This window comes from Natronosalvus amylolyticus, from assembly GCF_024298845.1.
Lineage (GTDB): Archaea > Halobacteriota > Halobacteria > Halobacteriales > Natrialbaceae > Natronosalvus > Natronosalvus amylolyticus.
This window is the reverse complement of sequence record NZ_CP101156.1, coordinates 1,716,544-1,738,153: the sequence shown is the minus strand read 5'-3', so window position 1 is coordinate 1,738,153 and position 21,610 is coordinate 1,716,544. Positions and strand designations below refer to the sequence as shown.

Here is a 21,610-nt window from a genome sequence, read left to right as displayed (position 1 = left end):
AATTGAGTAACTAAGGGGGAGAATACTGGACGTAACCGGGGTAAGATCGAATTTTTCCAAAAACTGTGTGTATCTGTTTCTTGGTACATACTGTCAATCGATGGGGCAACCACGGCTCTCGGATTGGCAACGCGTCGTTCGATTTGTCACTCGCTTCCCGACGAAACCGGTGGCCGTGGCCGTTGCAGGGAGTAACTACTTTAACGGTGGGAAACATACTACTCACATATGAGTGAACATTCATTTTCAGACGACAGTCAGGACGATGCAGTCGTTCGCGTGGGCCTCAACGGGTTCGGCCGTATCGGCCGAAACGTGCTGCGCGCGTCCCTGGAGTACGAAAACGTCGAAATTGTCGCCATCAACGACGTGATGGATAACGAGGACATGCGGTACCTGTTCAAGTACGATTCGGTACACGGCCGACTCGACGACGTTACCCTCGAGGATGACACCCTGTCGGTCGCTGGGCACGACGTGCAGTTGCTCTCGGAGCGTGACCCCACCCAACTGCCGTGGGACGAACACGATATCGATGTCGCGTTCGAGGCGACCGGTCTGTTCCGCACGCACGACGAAGCCGCCCAACACCTCGAGGCCGGAGCCGACAAGGTCGTCATCTCCGCCCCAGCCAAAGGTGACAAACCGGTCAAAACGCTCGTCTACGGCGTCAACCACGCGGAGTACGACGGCGAAGACGTCGTCTCGAACGCTTCGTGTACGACCAACAGCGTCGCCCCAGTCGTGAAAGTGCTCGACGAGGAGTTCGGTATCGAATCCGGCCTGCTCACGACCGTCCACGCCTACACTGGCACGCAGGCGCTCATCGACGGACCGATGGGCAAACGTCGTCGCGGCCGTGCCGCCGCCGAGAACATCATCCCGACCACGACCGGTGCCGCTATCGCGACCACCGAAGTGCTTCCACAACTCGAGGGCAAACTCGACGGGATGGCCATGCGCGTCCCCGTTCCCAACGGCTCGATTACCGACCTGACGGTCGACCTCGAAGCCGACATCACCAAAGACGACCTCGAGGCCGCCATCCGCGAGGCTGCCAACGGCGAACTCGCGGGCGTGCTCGGCTACACCGACGAAGAAATCGTTTCCCGGGATATCGTTGGTCTTCCCTTCTCTTCGTACGTCGATCTCGAGGCAGCGATGGTCCTCGAAGGCGGTCTCGTCAAGGTCCTCACCTGGTACGACAACGAGTATGGCTTCTCCAACCGAATGCTCGACCTGGCGACGTACGTCATCGCACAGGAGGAAGCTGAAGCCGAAGCTGCGGCCTAAGATCGAGTATCCGTCTTTGGCGTTCGCCGCGCGAGCGGTGTCCTTGTATATCCCGTCACTTGCTCCCGTGGGCAGGACTGGGCGCTATCCATCCGTTTTATGCGGGTTCGTCACTGGAGTAGAGATATGTTCAACACCGTCAGTGACCTCGATTCCGGCCAGCGAGTGCTGGTTCGAGTCGACATCAACGCACCCGTCGAAAACGGCCGCGCACAGGACAATCGTCGTTTCGAACGTCACGCATCGTCCATTCGGACGCTCCTCGAGGATGGGCACGCCGTCGCGGTCATGGCCCATCAGGGTCGGCCCGGTCGGGACACGTTCATCTCCCTCGAGAGCCACGCCGACATCCTCGGCGAACATCTCGGTCAGGACGTCGGATTCGTTTCCGATACCTTCGGCGAAGACGCCCTCGAGGCGATCGAGGCGCTCGAGACCGGCGAAGTACTCCTCCTCGAGAACGTCCGCATGTGCGAGGACGAACTTCCGGAAAAAGAGCCCGAGGAACACGCCCAGAGTGAGTTCGTTCAGACGCTGGCACCGAAGTTCGACGCCTACGTCAACGACGCCTACTCGGCGGCCCACCGCGCACACGCTTCACTCGTCGGCTTCCCGCTCGTCATGGACGCGTACGCCGGCCCAGTCATGGACGCGGAGTACACCGCTAACTCCGCGATTCAGGACCGAGAGTTCGATGGCCCCGTGACGATGGTCCTCGGCGGCACGAAAGCTGAAGACCTGATCCCGGTCATCGAACGCGTCGACGACACCGTCGACCGATTCTGTCTGGGCGGCATCGTCGGCGAACTATTCTTGCGGGCTGCCGGCCACGACGTCGGCTACGACGTCGAGGGAACCGAGTTCTTCGACCACCAGTGGGACGACCACGCCGACACCATCGAATCCATTCTCGAAACCTACGGCGACCGACTCACCCTCGCCTCGGACCTCGCTTACGAAGGCGACGATGGCGAGCGCGCGGAAACGGCCGTCGAGGGTCTGGAAAAAGACACTTCCTCCCTCGACATCGGAAGCGAGAGTGCCGAAGCCTACGCCGACCTCGTTCGCGAATCCGACGCGGTCTTCGTCAAAGGTGCCCTCGGCGTCTTCGAGGACGAGCGCTTTGCGACGGGGACGGTAACCGTACTCGAGGCCATCGCCGAGACCGACTGTTTCTCCGTCGTCGGCGGGGGCGACACTTCGAGAGCGATCGGAATGTACGGCCTCGACGAAGCCGACTTCGGGCACGTCTCGATCGCCGGCGGGGCGTACGTGCGGGCGCTCACCGGCGAACCGCTGATCGGTATCGAGGTCCTCGAGCGCGCGGCTGCGGCCTAATTATCGCTCGGTTCCCATCACTGGGGCCGGAGACCGACTCGGCTCACTCGAGAATCGCCGGACGGTCTTCGCGATTCGTCTCGGCTGCAAGTTCGCCATCGAGTTCGACGGTGTCGACCAGTGAGCTATCGAAGCGACATTTCGACACCGAGAGGTACTGATCCACATCGACGTCCGAGCCGGGCGTCGTGGTGTGAACGTCGAAAACGGCGTCAGCGACGTGTTTGGTGGAGCGTCGATTCGCCGATTCTGACGCTGCGACGGGACAGTGAAAGACCGTCATGCCATCCGTTTCGGCCATACGATCTGCAACTGCATTGAGGAAGTCCAGATAGCGCTCGCGGTCGGTCGCTTCCAGTCGGTCGATCGGGTCGACGATCAGATTTGCCCCGTCCGGCAGTTTCTGCATAATCTCGAGTGCGTGTTCGAGCGGAGTCTCGCTATCTAGCCGTCTAATCGTCGGTTTCCCCGTCTCGACGGTCGATCTGTCGATCGCTCGCTCAACGTTCGATGCCGAGCGTTCAGTGGAGAGATATAGGGTTCCGCGGGGAGCAGTCATGGCGTACAGCAGATGCTCGGTCTGGCTGGCAGCGTCGGCAGTCAGGGCGACGACCGATCCCACCGGGACCCCGCCTTCGAGCGTGCTGTCGAGGACGTCGATACCGGTCGTCAGCCGATCGTGAGCGTTTCTCGCTGGAGATCCATCGTACTCGAGCCCACCCAGGACGGTGGCGATTTCGGCGAATCCAGCCTGCGGCCCATCACCCGTAATCGGATCGGGGTCGTCCGGAACAGTTCCGAGGACATCGATTCCCAGTCGCCTCTCGAGACCTGCAGGTGGGCTCTCACACCTGTTGCACACCACGCCGAGGACCGGGGTCTCGAGTCGGTGGGCAATCTCGAGTGTGGTCTCGGCGGCAGTGATGCTCCGTTCGGTATCGGTGGTCACGAGCACGACGGCACTGGCTGCAGACAACGGCTCGACGACGTCAGGACCGGCCCCGGACGGACAGTCGATGACGACCTCGAGATTCGTCTCGGTTGCGTGGTTTTCGAACCGGTTGAACGCCGTCCGGAAGTCGACCGATTCTGAGGGTTTTGGCGCCGCAACGATACCGGCATTCGAAACACGGGGGCTCTCTTGAGCAACGCAGGTGCTTTCGTCGAGCGACCCGAGGGTCGGCGTTCGGTCGGTGCCGGCCATCACGTGCAAGTTTGGCAGTTGGCGATCGGCGTCGATGGCGATAGCGGCCGTTCCGTCTCGAGCGAACGCTTCGGTCAGGCCGAGCGCTACGGTGGTTTTTCCGCATCCGCCTTTCGCACCGGCAATAGCAATCATACCGGTATTTCGGCCGCCATCGTATTTGAACATCCATTCGAGACGCGGCCGTTTTTCGTGACTTCATACGGGAGGGTCAGAGCAAAACGAGCAGGATGTAGTATTCGTCCTGGGCGCTATCGTAATGGATGCCATCCCACCTGTCTGCCAACCATCCCGGTTCGGTGGTGTCGATGGAACTGGGTGTCTGGCCTTCTTCGAGCACTGTTGCATCGAGTCTGATCATCCGGACGACGAGTTCGCCATTCGAGGTGGCCCACGCTTCCTGCTTCGGCGTGTAGGCAGCATCGACGGCCTCGAGAAACACACGCTCCGGCGGGAGGGTCCCGTCACCGTATTCGACCGTGTACGGTGTTCCGTACGTTACGTTCTCGAGTCCGACGACGCCGTTGGCGGGTACCATTTCGCCGAAGGCGGTGCTCGCGTGGGCCGTCCCGTGTTCGTTTCTGAGCGTAATCGTCTTCGCACCGATTTTCACGTCTTCGGCATCGTGGGCGTAGCTCCCGCTTGCCTGATAGTTACTGCCGGCGATTCTGTCGATGGTGTTTGCGGCCCCATTCGCATCCGGTGGTGGGCCGGACGGGACAGCCAGGGCGACCCCAGCAATAGCGAAACTGACGATCGCGACGGCCATCCAGACGTACCAGGCATCGACCGGGGCCTCCCAATCCATACCCGATCTGGTTTCGCCTTCGTATTTAAATGAGCAGTTCGACCAGGCCGACAGTGACGACGTAAATCGGCGTGGCGAACACGAGTGACCGACCGACGTTATACCCGATGAGTGCCCTGTCGAGACCGTGTCGAAGCGCCAGCGACAGGGGCGTCAACAACAGGCAGAGGGTGAGTACGTAGACGCCGACGACAATCCCGAGGGAGTCAACCGCCAACATCTCCTGTGCGATCGCTTCGTCGTCGATGACGTGCTCGGCCATCAACCCGGCGAGCGCGACCGTCGACCCGGCGATCAGCGGGCCGAAGTACGAGGCCGTGTTCTCGAGCGTGCCGGTGACCATGGTAAGCTGTCGGCGCGTCTCGCATTCGACCTCCTGTAGTTCCTCGAGGTGGTCGGCCATCTCGACGATCGCTCGGCCGGCCGGTCGTCCCTCTTCGGCGGCGATGGCGAGCAACCGGGCCATTCCCTGCGCCCGGGCACTCGGAACATCCCGAAGGGCGCCGTAGTCGCCGAGAAAGGCCTCCTGAACGCCGATGTGAAGCCGTCGTTGGACGCCGCTCGCTGCCTCGAATACGTCGCCTGTTTCGCCGGGGACGCGGTCGGCTGCGAGTTCGATGGACGCCTCGACGGCCCGTCCCTCGGTCACTTGCCGACCCACGAGATAGAGCGCGTCGACCAGATGTTCCTCGACGTCCCGGACGTAATTTCGAACGACCATAACCGGTCGAAAGAGCGCCAGGAGCGTCACGCCGAGGCCCATTCCCATCGCTGCGACCGGCGCCAGATACGGGGGCCCCAGTAGTGCGGTGAGAACGGAGGCCACGACGCCGGCGGCGAGCCCCCACGTCAGTCGGAGCCAGAGCTGATCGGGAATATCCGGATGGTCGTGGGGTACCGACGGCGGGGGAAAGGCGACGGGTCGGCGCACGAGCAACCAGACGCTCGCCACGACGATGACGAGCGGCAAGAGGACGTTGTAGACGGCAATGAACACCCAGGTATCGACGGGGTATTCGACGATAGCAGCGGCCGGAACGAGGGCGACGAGCGCAAGGGGGAGCAAGATACCGAACGCGTAAAGTGCGGTCGTTGGCCCGCGAATCGCGCTCGTAAATTCCGCCATCTGGTCCCTCGTCCCGTGTAAAATGGCAGCTAACGACCGATCCAACGTTCGGGTTCGCTCACCTGCGGGGGCGTCCTGTGCGGTCGAAAGCAGATAGCTCGAGCGACGCAGGGCCGGGAACCACTCGGCCCACTCCTCGGCGAAGGTCAGGAGGCCGGATCTGGGTGTCCCCATCGCCCGATCGATGTGGCTCGAGAGACTGCTGGCAAGCGGTCCCTGTCCGGTATCGGCGGCGAACCGAACGGCGTTTTCAGTCGACGGCTGGATTCCCATTCTGAGGACGGCTCTCCCGATGAGATTCGGCGTGTCTCCGAGTGCTTCCGTCCGGCGAAGTGCCGCAAGTACGTGTGGGGCGGTATGAACGCTGTGAATGACGCCGAGTGCGACCGCCAGCATCACGACCGGAATCACGTACCACTGCAACGGTGTGAAAACCAGCGGAACCAGCAACGGCATCGAAAGTGCGCCCGCCGTATACCCTGCTTTGACGATCGTTTCGGGTTCGATCGAGGACTCGATGAACTCGAGCGAGTCGGCCAGTTCATCACTCGCCGTGACGTCGGCGGGATACCACCTTGCGAGCGCCCGGGTGACTGGTGTGAGTGCCTGCATGTGTTCACTCGAGTCTGTGCTGTGCGTACGCTGAGGCGACTTCCCGGGGACTCGTTCGACCGTCAGCAGCGAGCGATTCCATCACTCGCGTGCGATTGTCGATAGCCGAGCGGATGTCGGCGTAGGCTTCGGAGGGGCCAGTGAGTCGATCGACGAGGTGACTTTCACCGCGGTCAATTCGCCCGGTCGATGTCGCCTGATCCCCGGAAATCTCGTACAGCGGCTCGAACCAGATGTCTTCACCACTGCCGAGTACCTCTTCGATCCGTGCCAGCCGACGCTTCTTTCCGCTGGGGGTGTGAGAGGACTGCGTCGTCACAACGAGATCGGTCGCACCGAACGAGGAGGGCTCAACCTGCAGGTCAGAGACGACGCGCTCGTACACGTCGTCTGCCCCGTCGCCGTGGATCGTTCCGAGTACGGCGTTGGCGTTCGCTCCGACCCGCATCGCCTCGTAGAGAACCCGGGCCTCCTCACCGCGTATCTCGCCGACGACCAGTGCGCCATCGCCGAGGCGCAACGCCGTCCGCAGGGCTTCCGCAGGCGTGATCTCAGGGCCGTCTGTGCTCCCCGTTCGTAACGCCTGTACGTCGCGGTCGACTCCCTGCAGCGGACTGACAGGCAGTTCGGGCGTGTCTTCGATGACGACCGTCCGCGTATCGGGCGTGAGTTCGTACAGCAGTGTTCCGAGCAACGTGGTCTTACCTGCCCCTCGGGTTCCGGCGATCAGCGCCGCTGCACTGCGTTCGATGGCGACTGAGAGAAACGCCGCCGCTTCAGCCGTCATCGTCCGGTTCGCAACCAGACCGGGAAGGGTAAACTGGTCGTCAGCCCGTTCACGGAACGCGAACGCGACCCCGTCCGAGACCGGGTCGCTCACCCCTGCGATCCGAATCCCGGTGCCGTTGCCGAGATCGACCGTCGCGTCGACCGTCGGATTCGCTCGAGAGAACGCACGACCGCTCGTTCGGCGAATCCTCGAGGCCAGCGACCGCGCGCCATCGTCCGTGAGGTGCACGTTCGTCGCCATCGACTCGCCGTCACAGACGATACGAAGCGGGTTCTCCAAAACGGGCGCGGTCGCGTAAACGTCGCTGATTCGCGGGTCGGCAAACAGATCCTCTAAAACGTCGTATCCGGCGGTGTGTTTCGCTAGCACGGTGGCCAGGCGTGGGTCAACCGTCTCTTCTGTAACGTGTTCGATCGCTCGAGAGGCCGCCCTGTCGCCGTCGACGCTGCCGTCGGCAATCGCCTCGTAGCCCGCCACGAGGACGGTTCGTTCGGGGATCGAGAACGCCGTTTCTACGGGGTCAAGGGCGTAGCAGGGGACGCTATCCGGCCGGTCGTATATTCGAGCCTCGCTCCCGGTCTCGAGGACGGTAACGTCTCGCAATCGTGCGCCGCCACCAACCGACCGGTCGACGAACGAGTGGCCGATAGTGAGTCCGACCGTTGGTGTCAGGGCTTCGCCGTATGAGTCAATGGGCCGTGATTCACTGAGAAGGCCCGAACTCGAGCCGATATCGGCGACCGGATCGGTCCGCGTTCGCAACTCGTCGGCGACGGTGAGTGGATCCGTCTTCGCGCTGCCGGCAAGCCGGTCGTTCCGATCTCCGATCATATCGATAAATCGGCCCGCCGCAGCCAGCAGGGAGACGGCCGCTTCGCCGTACCGGTATTCGAGGCCGTTCGATCGGACGACGAGCCCCTCGACGTCGCGATCCTCGAGTGACTCGATGACGGCCCCACGACAGGCACCGACAGCGGCGAGATCGCCGTTGCCATCACAGCCATCAGCATCGACGATCAGCACGTTTTCCTCGAACTCGTGGTGACAGGTACACGCCTGTCTCTCGCTGCTGGTGTCGTCGGCCCCTACCAGCGAGCCAAGCCCGACGGTGTCTAACGTGGCCGCGAGCGCAGACTCGTTCTGTGACATGCCGATTGTTGATTCGCTATTTGGTTTAAAATTGCACGCGGGAAACGACGATAACCGCCTCGTTGTTTTCGTCCGTCTCGAGCGTGAGCACGAGGGTTTGTTCGCCGGTTCCCTCCACCACGACGGTTCGGTTGGCTCGGGCGTCGCGTTCGACGATCGGTGCGTCGACGAACACCGTTCGCACGGCACGGCTTCCATGCTGGTACCGTGCTACGCTACTTTGGTCGCCGATCCGTTCGATTTCGAACCTGTCAATCGGGTGGCTGGTCAGCGAATCGTCGGGAAACGTGATCGTGATGACTCGCTGTGGGCCTGGATAGCCGGCCGGTGGCACTTCCTCGTGATCGAGCAACGACACTGCCGCTTCGTTGATATCGGCGATGGCGTTCATTGCATGCCGGTCGGTGTTCTGTCCGGCGGCGTAGTCGACTGCTGGAACCGACATCGCGAGCACCAATACGGCCAGTATCACGGCGAGAACGTATCTGATCACGACAGTTTCGAGAGGACGCGTTTGAACACGCTCGAGTCGTCCGCCGCCGGTCCGCCGTCGTCCTGGTCGTTGACTTCGTTCACGCTGACGTCACCGGCCAACTGCGTGTCGACTGCGTATTGATCGGCTTCGGGTTTCGGTTTCGTCGTGGGTGAGGCTGGTTCCACGACCGCATCGTCGCCCGTCGGCGTCTCGGGGGCTCGAGAATCGGTTGCCGTCTCGAATATTTCATCGACCGCCTGTTCGACGGCTGCTTCGCCCTCCAGTTCGACCCCCTGGCCATGTCCGTCCACTCGTACCGACGAGTCTGCTTCGGCATCGGCGCCGTGACTCTCCTCGAGCGGGGCCGGAGTGTCGTCGGTCTCGGCCTCTGGCGTAAACGCTCTGTTCGATTGCCCGTGGTCGGTTTCGAGGTGTGCCGCCAGCTCGTCGACCCGTTTTTCCAGCCGGTCGACCGTTGCGAGGGCGACGTTGGCCTGTTGCTCGACGTTTTCGTTGATTCGCTCGACATTGTTGACGTAGCCTTCGACGGACTGGTTCTTCCCGTCGATTTCGGCAATCCGGCGTTCGTGGTCTTCGAGCCTCTCCTCGAGGCGTTCGACCGCGTCGCTGAGTGCGGCCAGATGGGCGATGTCGTCGAAGGTTCGCTCGTCGTCGACGACGACTCGCTCCACGGCGGCCAGTCGGTGTTCGATTCGGTCGATGTCGCTCATGGCACCGATAGCCCGGTCACCCTATTTAAACATCGACACCGGTGACGTCACTCGCGCGCGGGCTATCACCGCCGTGGGGTGTGTCCCGAAACCGGACCTGTGCGGCGTGAATCGTCTCCGTCGAATCGTCGATCACGATGACTTCCCCCGGTCGCTCGGGCATCCGATCGGTCAGCGAGGCGTTCATGTACGTCGGCTGAGCCGCCTCGAGCGCTTCGAGATCGGCCTGGGAGGTGAGCCGATGGGAGATGATCACGTCGGACTGGGAGATGCCCACGGCGGGAACGGCGCTCGGACGCTGGGTCGCCGAAACGAGACTGACGCCAGGGGCTCGCCCGCGCGTGAGAATCGTTTCGAGGGCTGGTTGGGCAACGCCGGAAAAGAAGGTGTGGGCCTCGTCGATCATGAGCCACGGCAGTCGTTCGATGACTCCATCGACTCGAGCGCGATACAACGATTCGGCGATGGCGCGAACGACGGCGTTCATCGGCGCAGCGTCCAGGCCGGCGAGGTCGACGACGGTCACTTCGGAGCCAGACAGATCGTTCGCCTCGATCCCGTCAGCATCGAATACGCCCCAGGAGTCGGCCAGGCCGAGGTGGTTTGTCGCCGCCCGTTTGTCGGCAGCGGGCGCATCCGCGGCGTCGATAGTCGACCGCATCCCCTCGAGCGTCGAGGCTCGCTGAGCGCTTCGCCAGAGGAGGCTCCCGGCTCCGCTCTCAGTCGAGAGGCCGACGAGCGCACACCACGACTGGGGATCGAGGGCGTCAGGGGCGACGGTTGGCCGCTCGAGAACGGTTGCAGGAACGGGATCGCGGTCAGTGTGTCTATCCGTGGTATCGCTTTCGTCATAACTCGGTCTGCCAGTTACCGTGGCAGTGAGTGCCCGAAAGACGCCCATCGGATCGACGATGACGGGGGCTACTCCGCTCGAGCGGGCGAGTTCTTCGGCGATGACTCCCAGCGTGAACGATTTTCCGTAGCCACGTTTGCCGACGACGAGCATCGCGTGTGGTCCGTCCAGGTCGAGGCCGAGAGCTGCGCCGGGGCTTCCGTCGAGGGCTCTGTAGGAACCGAGATGCCCGACTGGGCCACCGCTAGCGTCCGTTCCTCGTCCGATAACGAATTTCACACCGCTGTTAGGGTCGCTTTGTGATATAAAATCGAGCCAAAATCCTCGAGTGAGCGCTTCGAGATTTAAATACGATTCCGAAACAACGACGGTATGGATCACCAGCGGTCTTTCGTCAGTCGTTCGACCCGGACCGAAGGAGTCGCCGTCTCGTTCGTCGCCACTACGGGCCTCATCGGCAACATTGTCGCGCTCGTCGCGGGCCGTCCGGCAGACGGAGGCGCTCGAGTTCCGGTGCCATGGGGTGTCCGATGACCACGCTCCCCATCGAAGTCCTCCTCGGGATCGCCTACGGACTCCTCATCGGGACGGTTCTCGCGTTCGTTTTCGGGGTTCTGGGCTTTTGCTACCGGTACTACGCGAAGCGGACGATCCCTCAACTCGTCGTGATCGGTGGAGCTGTCCTCGCTGGCGCAGGTATCGGCCAGTACATGGGTGTCCTCGAGGTAGCGGGTTCGGTCGCATTGCGTCTCTCGATTGCGACCGTCATCGTCGTGTTGGTGACGCTGTACGCGGCGAGCCAGGGAGATCGACTCGCCGCCGAGTTTCCTCGAGGGAATGCCCAACCGGCGGTTCGCGGACGAACGCTTTCCGTGGAAGCGATCGATTCGGTCGATGCGATGGGTCAGGTAACGATTCGGCCGACCGGTGACGTCCGTGACATTGAGGGCTATCCGCCGCTGGATCCGCCCCTTCGTGAGTCGCTCGAAGACGGCGTCTGGCGGTTGCCGGTAGATCTCCCGCTTTCGGCACTCGAGTCTCGACTCGAACGGCAACTCCGTCAGCACCACGATCTGGAGACCGTCACGGTCTCGATCGATGCGCGTGGACGAGCCGCCATTGCCGGAGCGCCCCCGATAAAGGGCGTCGGCAAGCAGGTTCCGGACGGATGGCGAGCGGTGTCGATACCGGCCGTTCTACCAAGCGGGCTCTCTTCGGGCGATCGCGTTCGTCTCGAGATGGAGACGGGATCGGTAACGGGGCAGGTATTGAGTACGACTGCTTCGACGGGATCGGCAGCTACGATGAGTCGGCTGACGGTCGCCGTTCCGACGACGGATGCCGGTGCTGTGCTTGATGCCGACCGCGCTCGCGTCGTCGTCGTTTCGGCTGGGGCTACCCATGCGTTCGAAGCCGTTTCGAAACTCGAGCGGACCGGAAAGACCGTCCGCCGACTCGTTCTCGATACGGAGACGCTGGGTGCCCTGGAATCGACTGCGGAGTTGTGCCCGTTTGCCGTCCGGTCGAACGCCGAGGGATGGGTGTTCGAACCGCCGGTGTCGACGCTCGAGAGCGGTGACGACGTGATGGTCGTTGGTGACCGGATTCGACTCGCTGCTCTCGCCGGTTCCGGTCTATCGACAGGGCGTCCGGAAACGGTGGAGGTGGCCCGATGAACGCGCCCTTCGTCGTTGCGCCGGCGTTCGTCTCCGAGTGGACCCATACCGCCCTGTTGAACATCCTCGGGTTCGGTCTCCTGGCCGGCGTGATGGCTATGGGGGTCGCGTTCGTGTACCGCCGAGCGACTATTCGCCCCATTCCCATTGGCACTGGTGTCGTCCTCGGTGTAGCGTTTCCGTCGCTGTTGTTGGTAATCGAAGCGGGTATGCGGGAGATTCTCATCGAACCATCGCCGTTGATAGGGTATGCGAGCGGACTGTACATCCTCGGGGTCGTTACCGGGAGCGTCGTCGTGTCTGCCGCCGGCCGGATCGTCGGCGATCACCTCGCCTGTGGCGTCTTCGACATTGCGAAACTCGAGGCTAAGGGGCCCGTCGCCGAACTCGTTCGATCTGCCGGGTTGGCAGTTTCGCTCACTCTGCCGGATCGAATCGGAGATGTGCCCGGCTATCCACCCGTCGATCCGGAACGGAAACGAATTCTGGCCGGCGAGACGCTGTTGTTTCCCCGTCGACTCTCGCTCGAGGAACTCGAGGATCGACTCTGTCGCCGCCTCGAGGAGGATTACGGCATCGGACAGGTCCAGATTACATTTGGCTCGGATGGGTGTGTCGAGGGACTGGCACTGGGTCGTCGGTCGACAGGGCTGAGTTCGACGGTACCACCGGAAACGGGACTGATTGCCGTCGAGTGTGATCCGCCATCGCACTCGGGCGCCGGAGACCCGGTAGAACTCTGGATGGATTCCGACGGAGAGAGCCATCTTGTTACCACCGGTCAGTTACGTTCGACCGTCGGTGATGTTGCAACGATTTTGGTCGACGTTGATGACCTCGAGGCGTTCGACGTGGATGGTGACTACCGGCTAACCACCCGTTCGGATTCACCACACGACGTTCACCACCTGGTTAGGCTAATTCGAACGGCCGATGAAACCGTAACGAAGGTGACGGTCGACCCGGGTGACACTATCGACGGCGAGTTCGTCGACTGGGTGCCAGCGACCGTGTTAGCACTCGAACGAGCGGAGGAACTGCTCACGCTCCCGGACGGACGGGAAACGATTCGTCGGGGTGACACGGTGTACGCGTTTGGGACGCCAGCTGAGATCGATACACTGCTTTCTTCCGAACGGCCGTGACATCCTCCCCGTCGTAAACGACGGGGCTTCCCGTACCGCAGGTGGGATATTTGCCGGTCTACGACACAACCCGTTCTCTCGTGGTGAACGTCCCGCTCTCGCGGTTGAACAGGTGTACCGATGGCTGTGCCACACAGCCGTTACTCCTATCCTCACCGTGAGGACTCGGAGTTATCTTCTGACGCATATTCTCCGCCCCGTTGCAATCTGCGTTTCCGACTAACTCACACGACGAGCAGACGTACAGGCCACGTTCAACACGATTCGACTTCGTGTCGTCCCCACACCGTGAACAGGTCTTCGAGGTGTTCCACTCGTTCTCTTTCAGCACCTCGACGCCACGGATTTCGCCTTTGTAGTCGAGGTACTGGTAGATACGGTCAAACGCCCACGAGTGCAACTTCTTGTTCCCCGTTTTGCCCCAATTGGATTCGCGCACGTCTTCGGGCCAACTCACCGCGAGCGTTCCAACACCGCGTTCGACACACTCGGTGATGATGGCGTCTGTGAGTGTGTGGTAGAAGTGCGTCTCTCGGTCTGCGAGTTTCTGACGTGCCCACATCGACTTCTCAGAAGGCCCGTTCTTACCCTCAGTATCGTACTCGGCACGGTTGAAGTAGTGCTTGTCTTCTTTGAGCGAGTTACCGGGGTAGAGAACGTATTCGTCGGGGAATGCAACTGTGGCGATGTTCTTGATACCGAGGTCGATTCCAGCCACGCCGTCGCCTGCGGAGTCGTTCGTATCGAGTTCGACTTTACAGACGAAGTGTAGTTCCCACTCATCGCCGTTCCAGACTGCCCGAACGTTCTGCACCGAGTTGACTTCCGAGAGGTCAACGTCGGGGCGCGTTTGGTACTCACAGAGGATGAAGTCCGACCAGTGTTTTTTGAGGTTCGACCCTTTACTGAGTCGAACGCGGTTGTTTTCGGGGTCGTGTTTGAACCCGTCTGCTTTGAACGTGACCGTACTCTTGGGTCGGGTGTCGCCGTGTTTGCGGTAGCCGGGCGGATTCGCCTCGTCAAACTTGTGTCGCAGGTCGAACCATGATTGGAAAGCTTCAGAAAGTTCTTCGATGACTTTCTGACTGGATTGTGCGTTCAGGTCTTTCCAGCACGACTGGTTTTTCATATACGATTTGAGCGAGCCTTCGTCGGGAATCTTACCGATCTCATCCCATACGCGGTCTGCTGTCCATCGTGCGACGTTCCAGATTTTCGAGGCGGAGTCTCCGAGCGAGTCGAGGCCATCGCAGACCTGTCGGTGGTTCTGGATGGAACCAACGTAAGTCCGAGTGGCCTGAATCGCCATACATAGACTGTGTCACTAATCCTACTTATAACTGAGTATTTGCGCAGCGTTGAATATCCGGTCTGCCGTCGTGCGGTGGGTTTCGTAGTTGAGTGACGCGATTCACGCCCGGCCTAAAGGCCGGGATTCTCTCGCTGTTTAAAGATAGCTATAGTAGCCCTCACGGCGTAACCGTCGGCCGTGAGATGGGGGCTGATATCGTATCCGCGCACGTTGAAATTTATAACCCATCGCGATACTAACCGTTGGCATGGTCGAGGTCGATTCGAGGACGGCGTACGCAGATGGCGTGGCGTTCGTCACTGTGACTGTCCGGAACCCGCAGACGACTGCCCAGCGAGTACGTTTGCGCTGCTCGGGACCGACGTGGGCACCGCAACGGGGCGGACTGTCGGCCCCGGCGTGGAATGGGGATTCGTGGGAGGCTGTCATCGCCCCGGGCCGATGCCGCGGTCTCGGATTCGCTGTACCGGTCGAGAAACCCGAACGGGCAGCAGAACTCGTCGAAGTCGTTTCGGTCGATCGGGCGAGGGACTTCGAGGTGGACACTGTCCAGCCCGAGGCGATTGTTGCAGCTCTCGATGCCTGGTCACCGACAACTGACATCGTCACTCGAAACCGATGATTATCGCTGTTACCGGTGGGAAAGGAGGTGTGGGAAAATCGACGCTCTCGCTCAATCTCGGCTACGAACTCGATGCTGTGATTGTCGATGCGGATCTGGCCACCGCTGACCTGCCTGCGGGGGCTGGCCGGGGTCCTAATTTACACGACGTATTGGCCGGTCGAGCCGAACCAATGGCAGCCGTCGAAACTGTAGGGCCGACTCGGTTGCTTCCCTGTGGGCGAACGCTTGAGGGCGCTCGAGCGTCGAAACTCGCAGAGCTGACGCGCGTCGTCGAACGCCTCGAACACCAGTGTGGGCGCGTGGTTATCGACTGTCCTGCTGGTCTCGCTCGTGACGTCGGCGTCGAACTCTACAGTGCCGACGCTGCTGTCCTCGTCACGATGCCAAACCGCATCGCCTTACACGACGCATATCGAACCCGACGTCTCGCACTCGACGTCGGGACACCTATCGTGTCGGTCGTTCTCAATCAATGTCGGTCCACCGATGACGGGAATCTGGTCGGACAGGTCGAGGCAAAGATGGGGGCACCGGTGACGGTGATCGAACGCCGAGAAGACGTTGCAACGGCACAGGCGGCGGGCTGCCCCCTCCGCACCGAATCGCCGACGTCACCGGCTCTCGAGGCGTTCGACTCGATCACCTGGGCGATAGAACGGTGTGAAAGGCACCTCTTCGGAGGAATCGGCGTTCTGTGAACGGTCAGATGCTGTACCGTAATCAGTCGTCGGCCTGTCTCTGTGGCAGTTTTTCGGGATCGATCGTTCGCCCGGTGAAGGGGAGTCGTCCCTGCAACCACTCGACAGGTGGCCAGTCGTTGAGCTCCTCGGCGATGACGGGGACGGCGAGAATCAGTCCCGTTGCCGCTGCGTAACCGATGATCTCCAGAGCCCACTGGAGGCTCCCCAGATCGGGTGTACCGAGAACCGAGGTAGCCGTTCTCACCACGACGATGATGGGGAGACACAGATACGCCAGCAGGAGAATCGATGCGCCTCGAGGGTCCGAATCTCTGTTTGCCACTGTGTTCCACGCAACGGTTGCCCCGAGGGAGGCACCGATGGTCATGGTCGTGAACTCTCGAGACCCGAGTCCCAACGCGAGCAAGGCGATAGCGCCGGCGAGAATAAAGACGAATCCGGGCTCGGGGTTCTGGTCTCTGAGGAGCACGGCGACGAACAGCAGGCCAACGACGACGCCGACGACGACGTCACCGACGTAGTGGACGCCGATGACGACTCGGGAGAACGCGACGAGGAGGATAATCGTTCCGGCGGCGACGTAGCGCTGGGCACGGGTCCCGGTATCTGCAACGACGGCGAGTGCGCCGTAGAAGGCTGTTGCTCCCAGTGCGTGGGCACTGGGAAAACTGTATCCGCCGTAGTCGCCGGCGAGTTCCGGGCGTGGGCGAACGAAAATTCCCTTCATCCCGGCGCTGATCGCGAGTGCGCCGATGCCGATAGCGATGACCAGTGCACGACGCTGGCGTCGAGACTCAGCGCCGAACCAGTACAACAGCGTGGCAAAAATGATCAATGCTGCGCCGTCTCCGAGATGCGTTATCAGTTCGAAAAACGTAATTCCCCACTCCGGAAGTCCCTCTCGTATCGCCTCGTTCGTCGACTGATCGAACAATAGCGACTCGAGCTGGTCACGGACCATGAGATACGGAGTCATACGGAGGTCTCACTCAAAGGCCTAACGACGTCGTCAGTCTGTGTCTCACAATTGACAGACGATGGTCCGTTCGGAAAGAGCTATCCCATGGGTGTTCACATACTAGCTCATGAGCGATCTCCGGAGCCCGGCTGAGACGGCTATCCATCAGTGTCTGGGTCTCGAATCGGACGAATCGTGTGTAATCGTCACCGACGACAAGCGCGAACCGATCGGTGAGGCGCTGTACGACGTGGCGAGTGAAACGGCCGAATTCGCCGTTATCGTCCGCTATCCGCCAGGTGATACCCACGGAAGCGAACCGCCGGAACCGGTCGCCGCGGCGATGGCCAGTGCTGACGTCGTCCTCGCCCCCACGACCAAGAGTTTGAGCCACACCAGAGCCCGTACCGAGGCCAACGAAGCCGGTGCGCGGGTTGCCACCCTCCCTGGCATCACTGAAGACGTGTTTATTACGGGACTGGATGCCGATTACGAAACGATCGCGGCCCACTGTGCGGACGTCCGCGAGCAGGTCGACGATGCCGACGAAATCCGCGTGACGACGCCAGCTGGCACCGATATTACGTTCGGTATCGGTAATCGTCAGTTTCTCTCGGATACCGGTATCGTCCACCAGTCGGGGCAGATGTCGAATCTCCCTGCTGGCGAGGTGTTCGTCAGTCCGGAAACGGGTGACGGAACGTTCGTCGTCGACGGCACGATGATGCCACACGGACGCCTCGAGGACGGACAGACACTCGAGTTCGACGTCGAAGACGGACTCGTCACACGAATTTCTGACGACGATATTCGCGAAACTGTCGAGACGGCCGCCGAAGAAGCGGGCGATGACGCCTACAACCTCGCAGAACTCGGTATCGGAACGAACGTCGCCGTGACGGAACTCGTAGGGAGCGTCCTGCTGGATGAAAAAGCCGCCGGCACAGTTCACATCGCCATCGGCGACGATGCGGGTATCGGCGGCACTGTCGAAGCACCGATCCATCTCGACGGGATTATTCGCGACCCGACCGTGTACGCCGACGGCGAGCAGATAACGTTGCCCTCGAAGTAACTCTCGGTTTCTCGAGCCAGCCGTATCCGCTGGCCGTCTTTCTCGAGCCAGTTCAATCGTCTTTTAGGGACGGAGCCTGTATGTGTCCCTTATGAGCGATACACAGGACCGCATCCCGACGCCATGTCCGTCGTGTTCTCCCGATCTCGAGACGGTCCACGAAGTCCTCTCACCCGGTGGTGGCAGTCTCACCGTCCGCTGTGGGGAGTGTGGCCACGTCCACAAAATACAGCCCGAACCCGAACGCGAAGTCACTCTCGACGTCATCGTCTCACAGGACGGCGAATCGTTCACCGCGAACGTGACGACGTCCGAGGACGAGACGGTCGAACTCGGTGACGAGTTCCTGCTCGAGACCGACGAAGTGCTCGCGACGGTTCGCGTCACCAGCATCGAACTCGAGGAGATGAAACGCGTCGAACGCGCTCCAGCGCCGGACATTCAGACGGTCTGGACTCGCGAGGTCGACAACGTTTCGGTCAACATCACCATCCACCCACAGGATGGCCGGCGAGACGACAGTCGGAGCATTACCGCGCACGTACCCGGTGATTACGAGTTTACCGTCGGCGAAACGGAGTCGTTCGGCGACGACGAGTTCGAAATCGACGCGTTCGTCGTCCGCTCGGACGCGGATGGCTACTTCCGTGACCGCTTCGAAGAGGAGGGCGATACGGTGCTGGCCAAAGACGCCAAACGGGTCTACGCCTACGACGAGACCAGTCGCGCCTGGTCGGCCTGGTGACGGCGGATGAGTCAGCGGCCACCATCGCTCGAGGTCCTCCTTCTCTTGCGGGCTGCTAGGGAGACAGGCGCACTCGAGGCGTTGATGCGAACGGCCGCCACTCCCAGTGAACTCTGTGAACAGACGGAACTGACCGAACGTGGTGCACGGATTCTGATCGACGTCCTCGAGGCCGAAGGCTTTCTCAAGCGGGTCCGTGACAGCTACGAACCGACGAACCGATCACTCGGCTTTCTGGCGAAAACTGACGTCCGGTCGATCGGCTCGCTGCCGGCTACCCTCGATCGACTCGATCGTGGATTCGAGCTTGATGAGACGCTGTGTACGGACGCTCCCCGGCCGATAGATGCGCGCGAGCGACGGAACAATCTCGGGGCCCAGGCTGCAGTCGACGAGGCGACCGTCCGTGCAGTCGTGACCGAAATCGTGCGGACGGCCCCCGACGCGACGAGGGTGCTCGAGATTAGTGGCGCACCGGGACGGTATGCCGTCGAACTCGCGTCACGCGGGCTCGAGGTGACGCTGACCGACACGCCCGCACGTCTCGCAGACTCGAAAGCGATTCTCGCTGGCAAATCAGTACGGCCACTCGAAGCGGCTACGCCGGCAGACATGCCTGCAGAACGATTCGATATCATCGTCGGTATCGAGTACGCCTCGCGCTGTGGCCCAGAGACTACCAGAGAACTGGTCGAACGGGCGACCGACGTCCTCGAGCCGGGTGGCTGGCTGGTCCTCGTCGAACGACTCGAGGGCGAGAGGGCTACACGGCGGGCCGTCGAGTTACTCCTGGAAACCGATGCCGGTCGCGTGTATGACGGCGACAGGTATCTCGAGTGGTTCGAGGCGTGCGGTCTCGAGGAGACCACCGTTTCTACGATTCCGGGAACTGGTTTTCACGCTATTGCCGGGCGCTGGCCGTTGGACGGATAGTGAGCGCGGTCTCGAGGGTGGCGCTGACTCGAGGATGATACCGACTGAAGCGGTTTTCAGGTGGTCTCGTTGTGTCTGCTATCACGTAGTTTCAGGCCGATTGCAACCAGGGTTGCAAGTGGACCACTGCAAAGAAACACACCCAACCCGACCACGAGTGCCGGTCGGAGTGGGTCGAGGGCGGGCGGCACGAACATCGCGCCAAGGGGAACGAGGGCGACACCCACAATCGGCGCAAGCAGGCCGTAAGTGAGGAGTGTTCGTTGCTGTGATGTGAACGCTATCCCGTGTGCGTCCCGTTGTGGAATCAGTAGCCCGCCAGCGAGAATCACGAACCCCGCTAGCACGTACAGGCCAAACAGCAGAATCGCCAACCCTTCGGCGAAGCCACTCTCGCTCGGTGGCATCGACGAGAAGATGAGACTGAACCCGACGAGGCTCACCAGTACAACGATGGCCCCGAGGGCAGCGACGCCGCCCTGCAGATAGACACTAACGGGTCGAGAAAGCGTACTCATACGACAAAGGAGGATTGTCAGCGTAAAAAACGCATAGACCGATTCCTCGGGGCTGGGACACGACGGTTGTTTTGTCTCGTGGTCGGTTCTCGAGCGGGTGTTGAGTCGGTTTTTACACCCATTGCCACGGCATCTTGGGGTAGGATGGTCAATGGCTTTCGAGAATAACTACAGTAGCCAGTGAAAGTCATTGCACACCGTATCGCAATACAGCGTCCCGATAGGTGTGTAAATCGTTTCACTGGCTACTGTATCCCCAAGACTGCCGTCGAAAAAGCAAGCGTGCGGTTGAATACGCTCGCCACGATAGGGGCGGTATGGACGCTGCGGTATTGCGTGAGGACATGATCGATGGCCTCGTCCACGAGTCGAAAGCCGTGCTCGAGGACGAGGCGCTCACCGTAGCCATGGGTGCCGTTCCTCGACACGAGTTCGTTCCGGAGGGGGCAGCGTATGCCGACCGCGACCACGAACATCTCGGCACCCGCGTTCTCGCGCCGAGCACCGTCGCTCGCCTGCTCGAGGCGCTGTCAGCCAGACCCGGCCATTCGACGCTCATCGTTGGGGCGGGCGTCGGTTACACGGCGGCCGTGCTCGCGGAACTCGTCGGCGAATCGAACGTCCACGCAGTCGACATCGCCCGGCCGATCGTCTACGAGGCCCGAACGATGCTCGAGCGAGCAGGGTACGGTGGCGTGCTCGTCGATTGTCGCGACGGGGCCGCTGGGCTTTCCACGTACGCGCCGTTCGACCGGATTTTGCTGGAAGCTGCCACCGTATCACCCCCGCGAGCACTGCTCGAGCAGTTGCGGGACGATGGTGTGCTCGTTTTTCCGCGAATCACGGCCAGCGGGAAACAGCGACTCGAGGCACACACGCGGGCCGGTACGCTCGAGTCATTTGGCGCGGTATCGTTCGAACCGCTATTAGTCGATGGCGAGCAGGCGGGAACACTCGAGCGAAACCGCACGGCTCGGGAAGACGGCGAATATGCGGCTCGTCGAGCCCAATCACGAACTGGCTGGGAACGTGACTGGATCGAGTGGGACGGCGTCAGCTCTCGATGACGACGATTTCGGTATTAGCCTGGTCGTCGACGTAATCGCTGTTCGTTGGAGGAACGATATCGACCTGAAGGGTGCCAATACGCTGTCCCTGTTTGAGTTCCGGCTCGAGTGATAACTGGACCTGGCCATCGTCGTCCGTGGTGCCTTTCGCTGCCGAGTCCAGCCAGGCGCTCTCACTCGAGACGATGACAGTTGCGTCTCTGACCGTATTGCCATCGTCCCCGATAACGGTGAGCTCGACGTCCGTGCTGGTATCTGCGTCGACCGTTACAGGGGCCGGTTCGACGTCGACTTCGGTTTCGCTGATCGTCCCGACGCCACCGAGCATCGACATCATGATTGCGAGACTCGCAACACCTACGACGAGGGCGATGACGAGTCGGATTGGAAGCCCTTCGATTGCTCGGTGATCACTGCTAAACTTGAGTCGTGATTCCATGGACGGTCTGGCCGCCGGTTTGTATATAAACTTCGAG

General features: G+C 61.4%; 22 protein-coding genes. 11 read left to right on the top strand and 11 right to left on the bottom strand.

Annotated features, from left to right (window positions below):
- Positions 1-228 precede the first annotated feature (228 nt).
- Together gap and NLK60_RS08130 are read left to right on the top strand one after the other, a co-directional pair.
- Positions 229-1,293 (top strand): type I glyceraldehyde-3-phosphate dehydrogenase, encoded by a 1,065-nt coding sequence (gene gap / locus NLK60_RS08135; RefSeq protein WP_254810384.1) that lies wholly within the window; start codon positions 229-231, stop codon positions 1,291-1,293.
- 126 nt (positions 1,294-1,419) lie between these two features.
- Positions 1,420-2,631, top strand: coding sequence for a phosphoglycerate kinase (locus NLK60_RS08130; RefSeq protein WP_254810383.1), 1,212 nt, complete (start codon positions 1,420-1,422; stop codon positions 2,629-2,631).
- Positions 2,632-2,674: 43 nt separating this feature from the next.
- Here the strand turns inward: NLK60_RS08130 and NLK60_RS08125 are convergent, their stop codons facing one another.
- The 7 genes from NLK60_RS08125 to NLK60_RS08095 form a co-directional block, all read right to left on the bottom strand.
- Positions 2,675-3,970: a DUF7125 family protein gene (locus NLK60_RS08125; RefSeq protein ID WP_254810382.1), complete on the bottom strand. Its 1,296-nt coding sequence runs from the start codon at positions 3,968-3,970 to the stop codon at positions 2,675-2,677.
- Positions 3,971-4,046: 76 nt separating this feature from the next.
- A complete protein-coding gene (locus tag NLK60_RS08120) occupies positions 4,047-4,643 on the bottom strand; it encodes a DUF7283 family protein (protein WP_254810381.1) in 597 nt (198 codons plus the stop codon).
- Between the two features lie 25 nt (positions 4,644-4,668).
- Positions 4,669-6,381 (bottom strand): secretion system protein, encoded by a 1,713-nt coding sequence (locus tag NLK60_RS08115; RefSeq protein WP_254810380.1) that lies wholly within the window; start codon positions 6,379-6,381, stop codon positions 4,669-4,671.
- 4 nt (positions 6,382-6,385) lie between these two features.
- A complete protein-coding gene (locus NLK60_RS08110) occupies positions 6,386-8,320 on the bottom strand; it encodes an ATPase, T2SS/T4P/T4SS family (protein WP_254810379.1) in 1,935 nt (644 codons plus the stop codon).
- 25 nt (positions 8,321-8,345) lie between these two features.
- Positions 8,346-8,813 (bottom strand): DUF7311 family protein, encoded by a 468-nt coding sequence (locus NLK60_RS08105; protein WP_425499071.1) that lies wholly within the window; start codon positions 8,811-8,813, stop codon positions 8,346-8,348.
- Positions 8,810-9,526 carry a DUF7310 family coiled-coil domain-containing protein gene (locus NLK60_RS08100; protein ID WP_254810377.1) on the bottom strand — a complete coding sequence of 239 codons (717 nt, stop codon included), beginning with the start codon at positions 9,524-9,526 and terminating at the stop codon, positions 8,810-8,812. The genes NLK60_RS08105 and NLK60_RS08100 overlap by 4 nt, the downstream gene beginning before the upstream one ends.
- 25 nt (positions 9,527-9,551) lie before the next feature.
- Positions 9,552-10,658: an ATP-binding protein gene (locus NLK60_RS08095; RefSeq protein WP_254810376.1), complete on the bottom strand. Its 1,107-nt coding sequence runs from the start codon at positions 10,656-10,658 to the stop codon at positions 9,552-9,554.
- A gap of 93 nt (positions 10,659-10,751) precedes the next feature.
- On the opposite strand from NLK60_RS08095, the gene NLK60_RS08090 reads away from it, so the two are divergent.
- The 3 genes from NLK60_RS08090 to NLK60_RS08080 are packed head-to-tail and all read left to right on the top strand — an operon-like array spanning position 10,752 to position 13,200.
- Complete coding sequence (locus NLK60_RS08090) at positions 10,752-10,913, top strand: hypothetical protein (protein ID WP_254810375.1); 162 nt, start codon at positions 10,752-10,754, stop codon at positions 10,911-10,913.
- A complete protein-coding gene (locus tag NLK60_RS08085) occupies positions 10,910-12,055 on the top strand; it encodes a DUF8167 domain-containing protein (RefSeq protein ID WP_254810374.1) in 1,146 nt (381 codons plus the stop codon). The genes NLK60_RS08090 and NLK60_RS08085 overlap by 4 nt, the downstream gene beginning before the upstream one ends.
- Positions 12,052-13,200 carry a DUF8167 domain-containing protein gene (locus NLK60_RS08080; protein WP_254810373.1) on the top strand — a complete coding sequence of 383 codons (1,149 nt, stop codon included), beginning with the start codon at positions 12,052-12,054 and terminating at the stop codon, positions 13,198-13,200. The genes NLK60_RS08085 and NLK60_RS08080 overlap by 4 nt, the downstream gene beginning before the upstream one ends.
- Positions 13,201-13,258: 58 nt before the next feature.
- On the opposite strand, the gene NLK60_RS08075 is transcribed toward NLK60_RS08080, so the two are convergent.
- The gene (locus NLK60_RS08075) at positions 13,259-14,509 is read right to left on the bottom strand and encodes an RNA-guided endonuclease InsQ/TnpB family protein (protein WP_254810372.1); all 1,251 of its coding nucleotides are present in this window, start codon (positions 14,507-14,509) and stop codon (positions 13,259-13,261) included.
- A 250-nt stretch (positions 14,510-14,759) separates the two neighbouring features.
- Between NLK60_RS08075 and NLK60_RS08070 the strand changes: the two genes are divergently transcribed.
- Positions 14,760-15,134, top strand: coding sequence for a DUF7857 domain-containing protein (locus tag NLK60_RS08070; protein WP_254810371.1), 375 nt, complete (start codon positions 14,760-14,762; stop codon positions 15,132-15,134).
- Complete coding sequence (locus tag NLK60_RS08065) at positions 15,131-15,835, top strand: MinD/ParA family ATP-binding protein (RefSeq protein ID WP_254810370.1); 705 nt, start codon at positions 15,131-15,133, stop codon at positions 15,833-15,835. The genes NLK60_RS08070 and NLK60_RS08065 overlap by 4 nt, the downstream gene beginning before the upstream one ends.
- Positions 15,836-15,857: 22 nt before the next feature.
- Here the strand turns inward: NLK60_RS08065 and NLK60_RS08060 are convergent, their stop codons facing one another.
- On the bottom strand, positions 15,858-16,814 hold the full coding sequence (locus NLK60_RS08060; RefSeq protein ID WP_254810369.1) for a phosphatase PAP2 family protein: 957 nt from the start codon (positions 16,812-16,814) through the stop codon (positions 15,858-15,860).
- 109 nt (positions 16,815-16,923) lie between these two features.
- On the opposite strand from NLK60_RS08060, the gene NLK60_RS08055 reads away from it, so the two are divergent.
- The 3 genes from NLK60_RS08055 (at position 16,924) to NLK60_RS08045 (ending at position 19,549) form a co-directional block, all read left to right on the top strand.
- Positions 16,924-17,871, top strand: a complete 948-nt coding sequence (locus tag NLK60_RS08055) for an aminopeptidase (RefSeq protein WP_254810368.1) — start codon at positions 16,924-16,926, stop codon at positions 17,869-17,871.
- A 91-nt stretch (positions 17,872-17,962) separates the two neighbouring features.
- Entirely contained in the window at positions 17,963-18,616 is a 654-nt protein-coding gene (locus tag NLK60_RS08050; protein ID WP_254810367.1) for an HVO_0476 family zinc finger protein, read from the top strand.
- Positions 18,617-18,622: 6 nt separating this feature from the next.
- Positions 18,623-19,549 carry a methyltransferase domain-containing protein gene (locus NLK60_RS08045; protein ID WP_254810366.1) on the top strand — a complete coding sequence of 309 codons (927 nt, stop codon included), beginning with the start codon at positions 18,623-18,625 and terminating at the stop codon, positions 19,547-19,549.
- A 56-nt stretch (positions 19,550-19,605) separates the two neighbouring features.
- Here the strand turns inward: NLK60_RS08045 and NLK60_RS08040 are convergent, their stop codons facing one another.
- Entirely contained in the window at positions 19,606-20,067 is a 462-nt protein-coding gene (locus NLK60_RS08040) for a hypothetical protein (protein ID WP_254810365.1), read from the bottom strand.
- Between the two features lie 317 nt (positions 20,068-20,384).
- Here NLK60_RS08040 and NLK60_RS08035 point away from each other — a divergent pair, with 317 nt between their 5' ends.
- Entirely contained in the window at positions 20,385-21,134 is a 750-nt protein-coding gene (locus tag NLK60_RS08035) for a protein-L-isoaspartate O-methyltransferase family protein (RefSeq protein WP_254810364.1), read from the top strand.
- Here NLK60_RS08035 and NLK60_RS08030 read toward each other — a convergent pair.
- Entirely contained in the window at positions 21,121-21,573 is a 453-nt protein-coding gene (locus NLK60_RS08030; RefSeq protein ID WP_254810363.1) for a DUF7382 domain-containing protein, read from the bottom strand. The genes NLK60_RS08035 and NLK60_RS08030 overlap by 14 nt on opposite strands.
- Between the last annotated feature and the right edge of the window lie 37 nt (positions 21,574-21,610).

Bases quoted from the DNA above. Each gene is read 5' to 3' on its own strand.
- NLK60_RS08050 (WP_254810367.1), top strand. From the start codon at position 17,963: ATGAGCGATACACAGGACCGCATCCCGACGCCATGTCCGTCGTGTTCT.
- NLK60_RS08055 (WP_254810368.1), top strand. From the start codon at position 16,924: ATGAGCGATCTCCGGAGCCCGGCTGAGACGGCTATCCATCAGTGTCTG.
- NLK60_RS08040 (WP_254810365.1), bottom strand. From the start codon at position 20,067: ATGAGTACGCTTTCTCGACCCGTTAGTGTCTATCTGCAGGGCGGCGTC.
- NLK60_RS08130 (WP_254810383.1), top strand. From the start codon at position 1,420: ATGTTCAACACCGTCAGTGACCTCGATTCCGGCCAGCGAGTGCTGGTT.
- NLK60_RS08090 (WP_254810375.1), top strand. From the start codon at position 10,752: ATGGATCACCAGCGGTCTTTCGTCAGTCGTTCGACCCGGACCGAAGGA.
- NLK60_RS08115 (WP_254810380.1), bottom strand. From the start codon at position 6,381: ATGCAGGCACTCACACCAGTCACCCGGGCGCTCGCAAGGTGGTATCCC.
- NLK60_RS08125 (WP_254810382.1), bottom strand. From the start codon at position 3,970: ATGATTGCTATTGCCGGTGCGAAAGGCGGATGCGGAAAAACCACCGTA.
- NLK60_RS08065 (WP_254810370.1), top strand. From the start codon at position 15,131: ATGATTATCGCTGTTACCGGTGGGAAAGGAGGTGTGGGAAAATCGACG.
- NLK60_RS08075 (WP_254810372.1), bottom strand. From the start codon at position 14,509: ATGGCGATTCAGGCCACTCGGACTTACGTTGGTTCCATCCAGAACCAC.
- NLK60_RS08070 (WP_254810371.1), top strand. From the start codon at position 14,760: ATGGTCGAGGTCGATTCGAGGACGGCGTACGCAGATGGCGTGGCGTTC.
- NLK60_RS08060 (WP_254810369.1), bottom strand. From the start codon at position 16,814: ATGACTCCGTATCTCATGGTCCGTGACCAGCTCGAGTCGCTATTGTTC.
- NLK60_RS08100 (WP_254810377.1), bottom strand. From the start codon at position 9,526: ATGAGCGACATCGACCGAATCGAACACCGACTGGCCGCCGTGGAGCGA.
- NLK60_RS08120 (WP_254810381.1), bottom strand. From the start codon at position 4,643: ATGGATTGGGAGGCCCCGGTCGATGCCTGGTACGTCTGGATGGCCGTC.
- NLK60_RS08045 (WP_254810366.1), top strand. From the start codon at position 18,623: ATGAGTCAGCGGCCACCATCGCTCGAGGTCCTCCTTCTCTTGCGGGCT.
- gap (WP_254810384.1), top strand. From the start codon at position 229: ATGAGTGAACATTCATTTTCAGACGACAGTCAGGACGATGCAGTCGTT.
- NLK60_RS08035 (WP_254810364.1), top strand. From the start codon at position 20,385: ATGGACGCTGCGGTATTGCGTGAGGACATGATCGATGGCCTCGTCCAC.
- NLK60_RS08080 (WP_254810373.1), top strand. From the start codon at position 12,052: ATGAACGCGCCCTTCGTCGTTGCGCCGGCGTTCGTCTCCGAGTGGACC.
- NLK60_RS08030 (WP_254810363.1), bottom strand. From the start codon at position 21,573: ATGGAATCACGACTCAAGTTTAGCAGTGATCACCGAGCAATCGAAGGG.
- NLK60_RS08085 (WP_254810374.1), top strand. From the start codon at position 10,910: ATGACCACGCTCCCCATCGAAGTCCTCCTCGGGATCGCCTACGGACTC.
- NLK60_RS08110 (WP_254810379.1), bottom strand. From the start codon at position 8,320: ATGTCACAGAACGAGTCTGCGCTCGCGGCCACGTTAGACACCGTCGGG.